10 protein-coding genes are annotated in these 16348 nt (G+C 54.8%); 5 read left to right on the top strand and 5 right to left on the bottom strand.

Annotated elements, in window-relative coordinates; genetic code table 11:
- From E7681_RS18125 to E7681_RS18105, 5 genes are read left to right on the top strand one after another with little or no spacing between them, the layout of a single operon-like run.
- On the top strand, window positions 1-438 hold the full coding sequence (locus tag E7681_RS18125) for a hypothetical protein (RefSeq protein ID WP_136340674.1): 438 nt from the start codon (window positions 1-3) through the stop codon (window positions 436-438).
- Window positions 435-971, top strand: a complete 537-nt coding sequence (locus E7681_RS18120) for a hypothetical protein (RefSeq protein WP_136340673.1) — start codon at window positions 435-437, stop codon at window positions 969-971. The genes E7681_RS18125 and E7681_RS18120 overlap by 4 nt, the downstream gene beginning before the upstream one ends.
- 13 nt (window positions 972-984) lie before the next feature.
- Entirely contained in the window at window positions 985-1227 is a 243-nt protein-coding gene (locus E7681_RS18115) for a hypothetical protein (protein ID WP_136340653.1), read from the top strand.
- The gene (locus tag E7681_RS18110; RefSeq protein ID WP_136340672.1) at window positions 1224-1724 is read left to right on the top strand and encodes a lysozyme; all 501 of its coding nucleotides are present in this window, start codon (window positions 1224-1226) and stop codon (window positions 1722-1724) included. The genes E7681_RS18115 and E7681_RS18110 overlap by 4 nt, the downstream gene beginning before the upstream one ends.
- Entirely contained in the window at window positions 1721-1975 is a 255-nt protein-coding gene (locus E7681_RS18105) for a hypothetical protein (RefSeq protein ID WP_136340671.1), read from the top strand. The genes E7681_RS18110 and E7681_RS18105 overlap by 4 nt, the downstream gene beginning before the upstream one ends.
- Before the next feature lie 346 nt (window positions 1976-2321).
- On the opposite strand, the gene E7681_RS18100 is transcribed toward E7681_RS18105, so the two are convergent.
- The 5 genes from E7681_RS18100 to E7681_RS18080 form a co-directional block, all read right to left on the bottom strand.
- Window positions 2322-3071: an HNH endonuclease gene (locus E7681_RS18100; protein WP_136340670.1), complete on the bottom strand. Its 750-nt coding sequence runs from the start codon at window positions 3069-3071 to the stop codon at window positions 2322-2324.
- 3 nt (window positions 3072-3074) lie between these two features.
- Complete coding sequence (locus E7681_RS18095) at window positions 3075-7448, bottom strand: Eco57I restriction-modification methylase domain-containing protein (protein ID WP_136340669.1); 4374 nt, start codon at window positions 7446-7448, stop codon at window positions 3075-3077.
- Between the two features lie 10 nt (window positions 7449-7458).
- Window positions 7459-10257: a DEAD/DEAH box helicase gene (locus E7681_RS18090; RefSeq protein WP_246032542.1), complete on the bottom strand. Its 2799-nt coding sequence runs from the start codon at window positions 10255-10257 to the stop codon at window positions 7459-7461.
- A gap of 3 nt (window positions 10258-10260) precedes the next feature.
- The gene (locus E7681_RS18085; RefSeq protein ID WP_136340668.1) at window positions 10261-15555 is read right to left on the bottom strand and encodes a DEAD/DEAH box helicase; all 5295 of its coding nucleotides are present in this window, start codon (window positions 15553-15555) and stop codon (window positions 10261-10263) included.
- A partial coding sequence (locus E7681_RS18080) for a WYL domain-containing protein (RefSeq protein WP_136340667.1) occupies window positions 15555-16348 on the bottom strand: 794 nt, incomplete at its 5' end. The genes E7681_RS18080 and E7681_RS18085, both read right to left, overlap by 1 nt.

Genomic DNA, 16348 nt, shown 5'->3' with positions numbered 1-16348 from the left:
ATGCTGATCCTGTCCCGGTCCGGGCAAAGCAAGGCGCGCGAGCTTGAGCACCATGCCAGCGCGGGCATTGCCGCGATCAATGCGGCCGTGGATCAGGCGCGGCGGCGCTACATCACCCCGATTGCCGGTCAGGACATGATCTACCGGGAAAAACAGGCCGAGGCGGAGCGCTTCCTGACGCTGGATCCGGTGCCCGATGCAGAGAGCCTCGATCCGGGGGTGTTTCCCTTCATCGCGGCCGAAAGCCATGCCACGGGGCAGACACCTCAGGAGGTCGCGGTCCTCTTTGAGCGTTTGGCGGCCGAGTGGCGCCAGCTCGGCGCCCAGATGGAGGCGCTGCGCATCGGGGCCATCGCGCGGGTGCGGGCCGCCGCAAGCCCTGCGGACATCGAGGCTGCGGTTGCGGAGGTCGCGGCGCTTTTGGAGGGGTTGTCATGATCACGATTGAGGCTTTCGATCTGGCCGGTTTGCGGTTGCGCTGGCCGGACATCGCCCGGCTGCAACAGGACGTGCCACACGAGCAGGACTTGCATTACCTCGCGGATCTGGCCGGTCGTGGCGCCCGGGCGGTTCTCGCGCGGCAGGGCTGGCGCATTGTCGGCAGCTATCTGCATCTGCCGGCCACAGAGGTGCCGGCTCTGGCTGGAGATGCGGAGCTTGTTGCGGAACTTGCCATGCTGGAGATCGGGCTCGGGGAACTGAGCGTGGCCACGCATATCTATGTTGATGGCGCGGTTCGGGGGCAGGGGCTCTCGCTTCGCCTGGCTGCGGCGCGGGCCCTTGATGCGCAGGCCCGTGGCATGACCCATGGCGTGCTTTTTGCCGCCCAGACCGCCGAGATCCGGAGCTGGGCCGGGCGCTGGCCGGGGATCCTCACGACCGGTGTGGCGGACGCAGATGGCCGGGCGATCTGCCTTGTGCCGCTCGACGGGCTGCGCGGGGCGGCAACGCCACAGAGCTCTCACGCATAGAAGGACAGGAAACATGTTGGACAGGATCGAGGACGCGCTCTTCTGGGCGGTCAGTTCTCTTGTGGGGGCGATTGCCTCGGGCACGCTCTGGCTCATCCGGCGGGTGATCACCAATCAGAAGCAGATCGAATTGCTGCAGGCCGAGCTCAGCACCAGAGAAAAGCAGCGCGATGAGGATCGCGAGCGCATGGCCAAGATCGAATCCGGTGTCGAGCGGATCGAGGGCGTGCTCATGAAACGGGGAGCAGACAGATGAGATTTTACAGAAAAGCCGGGCTGGGTCTTGCCAGCGCGGCGGTGCTGGCCGCCGCCATTCCCGGTGTCCGTCATTGGGAGGGGCGCAGCCTGCGCGCCTATCAGGATATCGTCGGGGTCTGGACCATCTGTGACGGGGTCACCGACGGGGTGAAGCCCGGTGATCTGGCCACCCCGGCGGATTGCGACGCGCGGCTGATGCAGGAGCTGCGCAGCCATGCCGAGGGGCTCTCGGCCTGTATCGACGATCCGCTCGTGGCGCAGATCCCGCGCCAGACTGCGGCAGCTCTTCTTTCCTGGACCTATAATGTCGGGGTTGGCGCTGCCTGCGGCTCAACCCTGGTGCGGTATCTGAATGCCGGGAACTGGGCCCGGGTCTGTCCCGAGCTCTCGCGCTGGACCCGGGCCGGCGGGCGGGTCATCCGCGGGCTCGTCAACCGCCGCGCCGCCGAACGCGCCGATTGCGAGGCCGGACTGCATGAGGCGGGGCTGATATGATCGGACGGTTCGCCCTGCCGGTGCTGGTTGGGGTGCTGGGGGCGGCCCTCGGCTGGGGAGCGCTCCTGCATAGTGAGAACCAGAGGCTCGTTCGTCAGATAGCCGTGCTCGACGGGCAGCTCTCAGGTTGTCAGGCCCGCACCCGCAACATCACAGAGGACAAACAAAGCGATGCGACTGTTGCTGATCCCCGCACTTACCACGTGCCTGAGCGCTGGCTCCTGCCTGACCCCGACGCCGCCCGCGATTGAGGCGGCGCTCTTCTGCGATGTCGAAGAACCCCGGCGGTTTACCCAGGCCGAGATCGACTGGCGCAGTGAAAACGCGCCGTGGAACCTCGCGCGGGACTTCAGGACCAACCTCAGTTGGGAACGGGAGTGTGGGGGCGCGAAGTAATCCTCCCGGGGCGCGGTCTTCGCCAAATCCTGGGTCAACGAGTTTGCGTTCGATATCGGGAAATGGCCGCCAGCTGGCATGTGACAGGTGAGGTACCCCTAGTTTCCTAGACACCTGCCTTTTTCAGTTTGCGCTGTCTTTCTTCGAAGTCAATCGGGGACAGCAAGCCGTTGTTGGCGGTTGAGGTTTCAATTTAGCCTTTCAAAGCTGAAACAAATATTTTCGATGCCAAGCCAGGCGCTTTCTGACTTCATCATTCATACGGGTAAGACGCATATGGTTACCAATTCCGGATGAAATCCGATCCCTCTCACTCAGTTTTCCGGAAATCAGAATTCTGCCGTCATCTTCGAACGTGACGAGGCCAGCATCAAAGGCAGCATCCAAGGTCGCCACGAGCAGAAGGCCGTTATGCACATTAAGGCGCTCTTCATCGCTTTCGCAGGTGGCCCATGGAATAATATGGCTTGCTCGTAGAAGGGTTGGGTTCTGAACCCCTGTAACAGCACAAGATTTTTCCCAGTAATCCATGAGGGCAGAGCGGAACACGTTTTGCCCGATGCGTTCTTTGCGCAGGCGCTCTACCTCGGTTGTAGAGGGTTCCTCTTTCAGCAGTCTCTCGAACTCTGCCAAGGGTTCATTGGGCAAAGAGCGGGCAAGAGACCATATCCGCCCTATGATGCGGAAGAGATCGCTTGAGCTTGGGGCAACAAAGCAATCAAAACCCTCATGTGCATAGGGGGCTATCTGCAGTTCGTCTGAAAGTTCGCTGCCAACTCCTCGATGGGATGTGCCAACCAGATATCGCCCTTCAGCGTCTGAAGACAGCACAAGGCGTGTTGGAACCGCATGCGCTTGAAACACCAGCCAGCCATCGCTTTCGCCAAGCGGAATCGAAAACCCTTGGTCGAGGGCTGATTTCTCAAGTCGGTTGCGAAGGCTGAGGTCCATACGTCAGCCCCCCGTCATGCGATCAAAGGCTTCAAGGACGAGGCGCTGCGTGCGGTATTCACCGAATTGGTTGATCTCCTTGTTCTTCAGGCCACGGAAGGTCTCTGACGGATAATCGCTGCCCTTCACATCATGTGGGTCGAGCACATAGCGCAGTTCATCCCGTGTGAGGCCGTATTTCTTGGCAAAGAAGGCATCCAGTTCCGCACGCAATTGTGCCCGTCTATCAGGGTCGAATGCGAAGGGTGTGCCAGTATAGCCAAGATCTTCTGCCCATGGTCGCATAGCGTGGCTGGTGTAGGTGAGTTCGATAATTCTTGGTTGGATGAATTCTTTATCTTGCGAATTGAATTGGTCGGGAGCGAGCAGAGGCAACTGCTTATAAATAAAGTAGTTCATAGAAGTGCCGCCGATTTTTTGTCGTGACACATAGTCGAAAGTCAAAGACGAAAGGTTGCTCACGATGCAGGCGGCATCGATACCGTTTGCTGAAGGTAAGTTCATTACGGGCAGTTTGTTACTAACGCCGCTGTAAGGGTAAACGGCTGCAATAACAGTGCGTTCGTTGGTTGAGTTAGTGATGTCTCGCCACGATAGGAACCATCGGGCTTTCTTCCGATCAATCAGATCCCCCGTCAGCTCTAACCAGCGCCCACCATATTCCTTGATGAATGCCAAATCCTCTTGGTCGAGTGGTGTATAACGCTGCATTTCCACCCCACGGGGGGCAGCGGCGCTGAGCCAGTTTTGCAAGCTACGACCTACAACCGTGGATGAGGTTGCTTGAGGACCAAGAACAGCCGCCAGATGCGCCTGAATATCCCGCAAAGATGCCACGGGGTTTTGTGGGCTCAGCCCAGGTGTAGACCCAAGAACCCATTCCGCCAGAATCTTAAGGCACCCTTCAGCGTCGTCTTTCTTGAAGGCGGTTTTCAGGCGAGTTGGCACACGAGAGGCCCGCATATCCACTTCATCTTCGGGCACCCAGTAGCGGGGGGTGGGTTCAAAGTTGGGGTCCTGCTTTTCCTCAAGGGTCACATCACGTGTGCCTTGTTCCTCATCCTCACCTTCATAGGTTGCCCACCGGTGATCGTAGTGGTGGATCATCTTTGCTTCATACAATGGCACATAGCGCCGACCATCTGAGTGTTCCCAATCGGTGCCGGTGCGAGCGAAGCCGATTTTTTCGAGGTCATCAGTCCCACGGAAATATCCGCTGTCATTCGACATGTGGAACATTGTCTGGAAACTGATCCCCCAGGGGTTCTTATCCCCCTCTGGATGGTCAGGCCGCTCTTCTATAAGAACTGGAGCCTTTGAGTAGAGTTTGGCTGTCAATTCGGCATCTGCACGGGAGCGGAACACGGGCGCTGTTTTCGTGTTGGGATTGATGGCTGCAATCTGCTCAGGCGACAGCGTAAAGCGGCGTTCTTTTTCCTCCAGCATCGAGACATCATGGAGGAAGAAGGCAAAATTGGCGACTTTTGCAAGTCCAATAGACAGTGTTGAGAACTTGAAGCTGCGGTGAACTCCGGGAAAGATTCCATCTCGGTTTTCGAAGTCATAAAGGGCGTTCAGGCGTTTGGTAGATACAAGATCACCAAAGAAAGCACTGGTTGAACTATCGGTTGCGATGCCCGTGGGAACAATCATGCCAGCACGACCAGCAGGTGCTTCACGCACGCCACCAGTATCAGCAATCGCTTGCAGAAGGGATGTTTGCGCAGACTTGGTGTTCTGTTGGGGTCGCCGTGCAAGGCGAGAGAAATGTTCCGCAAAAAGGGCGTACGTGTTTACATCACCCACGCCTGAAAGCGGGAAGCGACCTGTCTTGCGAACAAAGAAGCTTGATGCTTCCGCAGCACGTTTTGCCGCCTCGAATTCGAGAAACAGATTATGCTCTCGTGTTCCCTCTTCCGCCGTTGAAAGCGCCTTGATGAGCTTATCTCGTGCAGCCTTATTTTTTGCGGTCGCAATCGCCGTGTCACGAGATGCGAAGAATTCTTGTTCTTGAAGTTTGATCCGCTCCCAAGGGGGATTGCCGACCACTGCATCAAAACCACCCCGTGCCATCACGGCAGGGAACGCCAAGGGCCAATGCAGGGCGCTGTTTTCTTCAGAGACCTTGGTGGCATTATCGAGCAGAACATCCGAGCGGATATTGCCAGCGACCGCTTCCCACATCGCCCCTGTGGTTGGAACGGGCATATCGACCAATGTTCGAGCAGAGGGGGTTTCACCCACTTTGGGCGTAAAGAAAGCCGCAACATACATATCGCAAGCAAGTTTGAGACGCTGCCATTGGTCGGAGGCTTCATAACGAGCGAAGGCCCGTGCTTTGGCCTTCACCTCGGACAGGGTATCTTCTGGCATGGCTGCGATTTTGCGTGCGCCATCCACGATTTCAGCAGGGGCGGCTAGAGTCTTGATGAAGCCCGATGCTGCTTTGCCGTCCCGCTCATCCTTGTTCAACCGTTCGTAGGCTTTTGCCACTGCCTTATCGTCCCCCGACATGGCAGTGTAGGCATCATCAGGGATGCCAGCCTTCAGCATCTCATAGTCAAAGATACCAATCAGGCTGTCGCCACATTTGATGCGAGCATCAAGAAAGGACAGTGGTTTGCCGGGCTCTAGGGCTTCAATCCAGAGGGCAACCTTGCAAAGCTCAACCGCCATCGGGTTCCGGTCAGAGCCGTAGATGCAGTTTCCAACAACCTCACGCAGCGCATGTTGGAAGACCTCTTGAGAGATCGCTCCAGGCATGCGGTGACGGGCAATACGGCCCGCAGCCCGGCGTGCAGCACCTAAGAGGAAGTGACCAGACCCACAAGCAGGGTCGATCATGGAAAGCTTGAGGATTTCAGAGACAGGATCGCTCGGATTGCGAGCCTCGGCCGCATCCAGCACAGGGTCCAAGGTCGTATCGAGCAGAAGCTTCACAAGGGAGTCAGGCGTGTAATAGGAACCCGAGACCTTGCGAGCGTTACCCTTGGTGGCATCCCCTTCCGCAAATGTGAATTCACGAGCTTCGAGGTTCAGTTCAGGGGTTAGTTCCAGAAGGCTTTCATAGACCGAACCCAGTTCTTCGGTCTCCATGTCTCGCCAGTTCACTTTGGTCATCGCTTGGCCCTCAGGGCGGAACCACGCTACATGCCAGATGGCTTTCAAGAAGCGTTTGTTCTCAATCTTGCAATTCCCAAGATGAGCGAGCTTTTCAGGGTCGAACAGGCCACCCAAAGCCACCAGACCAAGTGCAGGCTGTCCGTCTGACAGAGCCTTGAAGAGGGATTTCATTCCCTCCCAAGCATCGATGTTCTTGTCGAGCGAAGCATTGCGAACGCAGCGTTCCCGCAAGCGGTGCAAGGAATAACCACCCAGATAAGCTTTACGTGCAGCATCGCTGGTATTGGGGGCGTGCAGAAGGTCACGGTCTTCTGCAGCAAAGAGGAAGATTATGCGGTAAACGAGACGCAAGAGTTCTTCATAATAGGCTTGCCGCCTAAGTTCCCCTGACTGGAACTTATCTCGGAGATCTGTGTTGTAGGGGTGCTGAATGAAGCCTCGTCCCAATTCAATAAGGGCGGCCTCTACCCCAAGGCGCAGGTAGTCTTTAGCGGCAGCACCGTCGAGACGGCTCCGCTCTTTCCAGCGTTCCAGCGGGCAGTCGGATGGGCTTGTGCCATCTGCACCAAAGCGTGATGCATGAAGAATAAGCCAGACAGCAGAAAAATCGGGGAAAAGACCTTCGGTGAAGACCTTCTCGAAGTTCACCTCAATCCAGGCAGGCCGTGTGAGACTGGCATTGTCCCGCATGATGCGCAGGACACTCCCATCACAGGTGATCCCCCAGAGAGCGTCCTCATCGGCGTTCAGGTATTCCTGCAGGAGCTGCGTTGCTGAACGTCTCCGGGTATCATCCCCAAACTGGGAAAGGGCTTCATCGATACCAGGTTTTCTGCTGTCAGCAGGAGCTGAAGGGGCGATGATAACTGGAATACGCCCATTTTCTGCGGAAAAATTAACAGGGAAGGTGCGGTCAGCAATCTGCTTGCCAGCCGACTTTGTAAGGGTTTTGAAGCCGAAACACTCTGAGAGCAGGCTTTGCACGAAACCAATAGGAGCAGACGCATTCGCCCCCTTGGCAGCTTCAAAGCTTTCCCAATGCGCATGGGCGATCTGATAAAAGCGAGCGATTTCATCCCGTAGCTTTAGACCTTTGGGAATGCCGTAGCTCTCATCACTTTGCTCGGCTGCATCACCAGCCGCAATTTGGGCGATTACATCTGTTGGCAGGAGACCACCAACGACTTCAATTGCCGCAAAATCAAGGCGAGCAGAGCGGCGGGATTGCTTACGTCTTTTTGTCATTCTAGCCATGGTCTTACCCTTACAATCCCGGCATCAGCACATAGAAACCAATCACATCCACTGGTGTGATGGCGCTGACTTTTACCTGTCCTTTTGACCCCAATGCTTGACGCACCCGAACATGGTCGCCGGCCAAAACTTCTGACCGCTCATGCGCAAACTGGGTGAGAGCTGGCTGAAGAGCCGCCAGAGAATTCAGTGCCCGTTCAATCTGGTTTTGACGGGTGCTGTTATCAAGGTTTTGACCATCCTGATCGAGCATAGCAAAGGCATCTTCATTCCACTTCACTGGAAGCTTGGAAGAAGCGCTGAAGGCGATGGCAGCGGACTCTTCTGCCATGGCAAACTTGGGACCAAGTTTGCCCCTGGAGTCGATGCGATGGCGAACTCTGAGAAGCGCAAGCCAGGTCACCTCATCAACTGCGTCCGTTTCCCAAGCCCCCAAACGAGGCAAGGTTGATAGGGCATCTTCGTCCGCAAACTCATCTAGAGCTTGTTCAAGGAAGGTTTCAGCGAGCACAGACGGCAAGGCATGCGCACGGTGAACAGAAATCGTCCCACTTGGAGGGCGAGCAGAGAACCCGACCTTGAGCGGCTTGATATCTGCATCCTCTATTAAGCTTTCTGCGATAAAACGCTCTTTGATGTGGTCGGGAACGAGGTGAAGAGCGACTTTGTAGGCACCAGATTTTAGGGGCTCCAAGGGTTGTCCAAGACGTTTCATGGCTTGGAACACAAAGCGTTCCGTGTCCTCATAACCACCAAGAGCCGTTTGGGTCGCTTCCCATTCAACTGCAACTTCTTCAGGCTTCAAAGAATTCTGCGCAAAAATGGTGCGGGTCTTCTTTTCCTGCTCAGATGCATTGATCCACGCCATCTCAATCTGGCGAGCCTCTTCCGAGTCTGAAAAGTCGAGATCAAGGGTCATCTGTTTCTGACCTCTCGCCCGCAGCATCACCGTAGACATGAGGGCTTTGGTCAAAGAGCCTTGGTCATCAGGCATCGGCACCCGAACGCCCGTCTGCTTCGCAATAGCTTCCGCTTTGCGGATGATTACTTCGAGAACAGCACCATCCACAGGGTTGTTCTCGCCATACATCAATACAGAACGAACAATCGGGGCTTTCTGCCCAAAACGGTCGATACGGCCTTCTCGCTGTTGATGACGGGTCGGGTTCCATGAAAGGTCATAATGAATGACGGCGTCGAACCAGGCTTGAAGGTTGATACCTTCAGACAGACAGTCAGTCGCAACCAGAATGCGGTTTTCATGACCTCCGAGTTCTTCAACTCGGATTTCACGTTCTTCTGAAGGCATAGCCCCGGTCACAACCTCTACAACGTGCTTTGAGGCAAACTTTTGAAGTGCTGCCCCGATTTGTTCAGCCGTTGCGATGTAACGGCAGAAGATAACAGGCGAATGCCCCTTCTTGAGCATATCTTCCAAGGCTTTGATGAGCGCCTTGAACTTGGGATCCTTTTCGACCTCTGCGGAGAGCTTGTCTGCAGTGGCAATCAATGAACGCAGATTTTCATCTTCGATGCCGACGCCAGGTTCGAGATCGTTTTCGGAAAGCTCCTCGTCATCCAAGGTTTGAGCTGAAAGCTCACTTTCGGAGATGGCATCAGGGTCCAGTTGTGCCCGTGTTTTGAGCGCACGTGCAGCGGCAGCTGGACTGGATCCCACACAGCGCATCAGGGCCAGTGTGCCCCAGAAGGCGAGACGTTTTTTGGTCTCACCTTCAACAGACTCAATGACTTCCGCACAGTAATCGAGGATTTTTCCGTAGAATTCTTCGTATTCGCCTGTCAGGCGATAGGGGAAGTTAGAAGTCTCATGCGTTGGGAAGAGACCAGGTTCTTTCCATGCATCGATGTCACGACGACGACGCTGGATAAAGTGTCCTGCGAGCCTTTCTCTCAGCTGGCGCTGTCGTTCACCACCTGCATCCTGAAGTCCTGCGAATTCTTTGTCCAACAGTCCGAGAAGATTGTGGAAGGCTGTCTCATCACCCGAATGTGGGGTTGCAGTCAGAAGCAAGATGTTGCGTTCAGGATCATCTGCCAGCGAGCGGACAAGCTCATAGCGTCTTTGTCGTCCTCTACCGGCACTGACCGCAGAGTGGGCCTCATCGACCACAACCATGCTTGGGCAGGCACGCTTAAAGTCAAAGAAGCGCCGTTCACTCTTGATGAAATCCATCGAAACCACGGTGAAGGGGTAGGCTTCGAAAATGGAGACGGTATTGGGCAGGTTGCGTTCAAGCCGTGCCGCTTCAGATGCGGTCACAGGCGTTGCTGGAATAGAGAACTTACTCTCAAGTTCACTTGTCCATTGCTCGACAAGATGGGGTGGGCAAAGCACGGTGAAGCGGTCAATTTCACCACGGTCGAGCATCTCTCGTAGGATAAGGCCAGCTTCGATTGTCTTACCGATACCCACATCATCAGCGATGAGAAGACGGATGACATCCTGACGAAGAGCCATCATCAATGGAGCGAGCTGATAGGCTCTGGGTTCAAAGTTAATGCGACCAGCAGCACGGAACGGGCCCGCACCACGGCGCAAGGACAGTCTGAGTGCATCCCTGAGTAACTGGGCAGCATCACGTCCACCCGCCTTATCTGTTAGCGAGGGGGGGGCAAAGCTGGCGTAGGTTACAGGATCCGCTTCCAGCTCAGGAATGATCGTTTCAAGGTCGGCTTCAGAGCCAGATAAAGGACGCAAAGTCAAAGCGTTTGAGCTATCGACAACAACCCATTCACGTCCACGTGCTCTTACCAATTCGCCAGGAGAAAACTGTTCTGCTATACCCATGGTTTACTCCTTCAAGGCGGATTTCAGGTCGTTGAAGACCTGTTTTTTATGGTCAGGTGATGTGGGAAGAACAAAAAGCCTGACGCCCTTTGCATCCAAAGCCGAGCGCAATTCCTCGGTCACCCGCTCGTCCTCAACCGCAACGATGCGTTTATTTCGCCAGAAAAGCGGGATCTCGACACCAGCGATGACCAAAGGATTTGGTTCAGTGGGTGGCAAGTCTCCTGCATCAATGTCTGCTCCAGACGAAGGAGCAGACGAGGATACTGATCCTGCCTCGTTCGCAGCCTTTAGTGGTGCAGGTTCTTTTCTGGTTTCTTCCGGTGCAGAGGTTGTGCTGTAGGCCAGCCTCAGCAGCATCCTCTGCATTTCCTCATCACGTCGCTCGATATGCTCGTGGTCAGGTTGGTTGAAGTAAGACAGCACACATCGGTAGCAGCCAGCCACGCAGTCCACACCAGCCTTCTGAACAAGCTTATCGGGATCACTATGCGGCGTGCTGAAGGATGAAAGTTCAAAATGCATGATTTCGAGTGCTTTTCGAGCAACCAGTGCGATGCTGTCTTTTTCAGATACCATCTGTCCGAGAGCACCAGCACCACCTTCGGCAGCTTCATAGAACAAAAGCGCACGGCGTTCTGAACGGGAAGGCGTTGGCTCCACGAGTATCTCACCTTCTTCAAGCTGGAATACAGCTTCGATACCACGAGCCAATGCGTGTTGAAGTGTCGTGAGTGTCTTATCAGCTTCCTTGCCGAGGTCAGAAAGCCACTCGTCATCAAATCGGATGAGCAGTGCATTCTTGCGGTCTTCTACCAACGGGACGATGAGCTGTTTGAGTTGGTCTGGACGCTCTTCAACACTGCCGTCATCTTTGGGTTTGCCGACCCATACGCCAGTTTTCGGATTGATGTAGAAGCCAATCTCGGACTTGTCGGCTCGACGCCGTAAGCCTTTGTTGATCCTACTGATATAGGCAGCTTGAGCGTAGTCGATCTGGATGATGTCACCGGCATCATCGCTGACTTTCATCGAAGCGGTGTAGCTGGACGCATCAAAAGCGAATGTCGTCTGAATCTCAAAGCCCTGACGTTTACGTTCTTCATCATTTGAAGTGATCCGCTCAGCTGGGCGTGTGCCAACATTCTCAATACGATAGAGGTTGGTCAGCGGAACGGATTTGCTGAGTGCCGTGTTACACACATGGCAACGTTCCGGATGCTCACCATCATGGCTTGCTCCACAAGAGGGGCAGAGGGCACGTGATTTGGTGCTTAGATAGCCATCATCTCGGTCACCAGCCTCCTTGAGAAGGGCACGGTCAACACGGAAGGCACGTCCTTCATGATAAACGAGGCTTTGCGGTCCGAATTCTGAAATCGCAAGGAACCTGGCACGCTGGATGTAGCGCTGGTTCTTGCCATCATTTCCACCCTGCACATAAGCCATCAAAGGAAGGCGGGGGAAGTTATACCCGGGCAAGAAACCTTCAGTCGCCAGATACCTGTAGATGTAGAAGTCGTTATCCTTGTTTGATTGGTTCGACAAAAGGATCGACCGCTGGAATTCACCCATGCGGCGGCGGTCTTCTGCAGCTTTCCGCTCCGGGGGAGAAATCGTGTAATCTTTCAGGGTTTGTTCAGCGAGGTCGATAGAGCGCTCAGCAGCCTTTAAGAGATCTCGCCAACGGTTGAAGGTATCATTGAAGCGAGCTGGCGCTTGCGAGACGATATCCTCGGTCACAAAATCCTTAGACTTAAACCAGCGTGGGTTGTCGCCCCCGTAGTCTTTTTCCAGAGCTGTCAAAACGGCTGTAATGAGTGGTCTTGCACGTTCAGCCGTTTTTGGGGCAGCAGCCACATCCCGGATTTCTGGCAGGAGTGCTTTTGCTGGGTCAGAGAGGTCAAGGTTTGCCTTTATGTTCTTGTCCAACTCGATGTTGTCAGCCTTCAGCTCCATACCCAGTGATGCGAGCCACTCTGCGTTGAGATGGCTTTCAACCAAGTCACGGTTTTTAAGATCGATGGAGGGCGGCACCACCACGCCATCGACAAGATCAGTTTTCCGGTCAAAGAAATACTGGTCATGAGGGCTTTGAGCTGCGCAATACGTTAAGATAAGCGCAGCTTGCCCACTACGACCTGCGCGACCACTGCGTTGTGCATAGTTGGCAGCGGTAGGGGGAGCATTGCGCAGATAGACCACGTTCATGGCGGAAATATCGACCCCAAGTTCCATGGTCGGTGAGCAGAAAAGGGTTGGCAGAAAACGACCGTCCTCCCTGAAGCTTTTCAAACTTTCTTCTGCCTCAGCCAGAGACTTCTGGTCTTCTGGTTCATAGCGGAAGCGCATCTCCCGCAATTCTCTGAGATCCCCCTCAACTTGCGCGGTATGCTCACGCCCTTCGAATCCGAAGAGTGTCTGGCCACCTCGGTCGAGCATTTCGGCAACCATCTGATACACGCCGACAAAATAGGTGTTGGACAGTTCCGCGTCAGTGAGGGTTTCATCAAGGGCAAAGCGGACGGTGGAGCCAGCAAGTCGCCACCCCATCCCGAAGGGGCCGGCCTCTTTTACGACTGATCCGTAGTTCTCGGATGCCTTCAGTAATCCTTCAAGAACGTCCGGAACTTCCTTCAATTCGATGCGGCGACCTGAGAAAGTCAGCTCCCTCATCTTGCGACCAATCGCGCTTGTGGGGCTACCGCGCAAAAGCCGGTCTTCATCCTTGTTCTTCATTTCCTTCCGCTTGGGCGGCTCAGTCATGAAGATTGTGGAGGTCACCATGCGATCATCATCGATGTTCCAGGGCGACTTTATGAGGTTGTGGTTTTTGCCGACCAGTTCTTCAAGCTTCAATCGGTTGAGAGCGGCACAATCAACGGCCAGACCTTTACGCATATGGTCGTAAAGAGCCTTAAGAGCCTTTTTTCGCTCTGCTGAGCTGGCATTGTTGAGGATGGGAGAACTACGGAATTCATCAGTGTCCGCCGAGATATCATCAAGATATTTGTAGCGAGAAGAGAGCAAACCAAGCTGCTCAAGGTTCGGGTTCGTGTAACGCCAGCCTCTGCGCTGATCGATCCAGAAAAGATGCTGTAGGTTCTGCCGCAAGATGGCTTCAGCCTCGTTGCGACGTTCACCCTTAACTCCCGTGTTCAGTAGCCACTCAGGTGCACGTTGAGCATAATCCGGCGAAGCAAGAAACCCGAGTGCTTTTTGAACTTCTTGTCCAATATTTGCTTCATCAAGCGAGCCATCTGGCGCTGAACGCAGGGCGCTAATGATCGCCCCACGAAGCATAGTGACAAACACGAAATCGTTGAAGTGACCTGCCTGTAGGGCAGCATCCTGGCGGTTGTCCGTGAATGCGAGCAGTTTGCGTGAGTAATCGTCAATCGTGGACTCTGGTGAATTCATCCAACGCAAGACAGTGGAAAGCAAGATTGTCGTAGCTGAGCTTCGGCTCTCAGCACTCAGCGATGCCAGTTTGTTGATATCCCGCGCTGTGGAGGTGCTGACATCCCGACAAGAGGGGCAGAAGCGGTATTTCCCAGGTAAGAACCAAGCTTGCCTTGAGCCGGCATGAGCGGTCCCATCTGGTAGAACGGAGAATTGCTGTGCCCGCTTTTTGCGGTATGTCGCTTTCAAGCGTTTGTCACCGTTTGGCTTCTCATCCAGCCAGGCATCTGGGTAATCTTCGTCTTTCCCGGAGAAGCTGAAATCCGGATCGGAGGGTTCTGGCATCAGAAAACCCCAATCCGCCCCGTCATCATCTTCATCACCCTCGACGGGGATATCGTCGATTTCACGCTTCTCGAAGACATCTGTTCCGTCATGGCTGCGAAGGGTTACTGGATGGAACTCTTGGCCGCAGTTCCGACAGAAATGAGTAGGGTAGAGCCGTTCAGCGTCATTATTTGGATTAAAGAGTTGCCCGCTGAAGGTCACATCCCGCTCACCCTCAGGGCGCAGGGTCATATACAGCCTGCCTGCACCCGCTACGAACTGGTGCAGTTTGAACGCAAAAAGTGGGGAGTATTCCTTGCTGCCCTGAACCCTGTCTTTTTCCGGAACAGAGTATCCAATCAGCGCTTCTCGAAGGGCTTGAGCGCAGAGTTCTTCATCCAGCCCGCAATCAGCCGAAAGGGTCTTAGCAGCCTCTTCGAGTGAGATTGGCTTTGCTCTTTCAGGCTTGGTTTCAACATTCTTGAGGCCAATCCGTGTTTCGACCCAGATAGCCAGCGGATCATCGAAGAAATCAGAATTCTTGCGGCCTTGAGCGACATCACCCTTTGAGGCAGCGAGAACCGCATCGGAAAGTCCAGTTAAGCCTTTACCCCCAATGTTTACTGGGTTCGTCACTCGTTTGAGTGTTTCCGTCACAACAGCATCAGGGCCGATGTCAGCACCAAAAATCTGACTGGCGATGCGTGCAACAGCTTCGTTCTTTTCGTGCTGTGCGCCCTCAGAGGCCATGGTTGCCGATGTGCCAATGCACAGTGGAGGGTTCTTGGGGTCTCCAATGCGAGAGCGCAGACGGCGCATGAGCATGGCAACATCAGCACCCTGCCTACCTCGATAGGTGTGAAGTTCGTCCAGAACGATGAACTGTAGACCTTCGCAGTTTTGCAAAACCTTGCGATCCAGGTCACTCTGACGTGTCATCAAAAGTTCAAGCATCATGAAGTTGGTCAACAGAATGTCTGGCGGGTTTGCCTTGATGAGTTCTCTATCTTCATTGCTTTCTTGCCCGGTATAACGGGCGTAGGTGACAAGGCCACCAGTTGCAGACCCGAGGTAGCTTTCGAGTTCCTTGGCCTGACTGTTTGCCAATGCGTTCATCGGATAGATGACAATGGCACGTGTTTTCGCACCACCTCCTGCTTTTTTTGCACGTATGGCAGAATCGATAATCGGAATGAAAAAGCAGAGGGACTTACCCGAGCCTGTTCCTGTTGTGACCACGTAGCTCTGGCGCTCTTTGGCAAAGCTGATGGCTTGCTCCTGATGCTTGCGGAGCTTCAAACTGGGGTCACTCTGGTCAGCGGGTCCCCATTTATCCTTAAAGACATCTGCGCATTCAGGTTCGAGTATGCCCCCGTTAACGAAATCTCGGATAGATCCACCGGATGCGTAATGCGGATTGATCTGCAACAGAGGTTCTGGCCAGAACCGTTTGTCGTCATAAAGCGCATTTACCTTTGAAAAAATCTCAGGCGACCTGATCTTCGTAAAGGAGCGGGAAAACGCTTTATATTGGTCGATTACAAACTTATCGAGATTGAACACGTCCATTAAATTCGCTCCTTCGCCCCCAAAACCTCATAGCGGTTAAGGAGCACAATCTGTTGATCTTGCGGCTTTCTCGCTGTGGGATCGGTATCGAGCCCGAGGCGCCGTAAAGCATAATAAAGCAACGCTCGGCGCACCTTTATCTTCGCGCTGCCGCCACGCATCCCGTAGTCGAGCGCAATCACCTTTGCCTGCGTTTCCGAAAGCTCGGGGTGGGGGCCAACTTCCAGAGTGACTTCAGAATGCCAGTCATGGTCATCAGCAGCAGACGCTTCGCTTTCGCGCGCCCCACGGATCTCGAGGATTCGAGAGAGCAGGAAGTCTTTGAAGTTTTCGTCGGTCAGACAAAAAGCGCGCGTGTGCCAGCGGAACCCATCGAAAGCTATGGCATGGGGCGCAATCCACCGCCAGCGCGGTTCTGGGCTCGACAGGGACTGGTACTTTACCTCGATCTCCTCAGAACGCCGAATGGCACCGACGACAGAGCGGAGCGTTACCGGGTTCACGCCGCGAACGGGCGTCGGAGCTGAGGCAAAGGACGGCAAGTTGGCGATCCAGGAATCTTCGCGGTCGAGAATACCGTCTGTCACCGATCGCAGTTGGGCGAGGTAGCGGCTCGCGTCTGGCTCGAGAAAGTGCGGTTTGAACTGTGGGCCAGGGACATAGGTCCGGGCGCTTTTGTCGTAGAGCATGTTCTCCGGAGCGATGCCGATATAGCGGTTCAGGTCGGCGGACGCTTGGTTCACCGACAGACCGAACTGCTCCATCAGGTCGCTTCGGTTCACATATCCCTCCC

The organism is Thalassobius vesicularis, assembly GCF_004799325.1.
GTDB lineage: Bacteria > Pseudomonadota > Alphaproteobacteria > Rhodobacterales > Rhodobacteraceae > Thalassobius > Thalassobius vesicularis.
The sequence above is the reverse complement of the archived record's forward strand: the minus strand, read 5'-3'. Positions and strand labels throughout refer to the sequence as shown.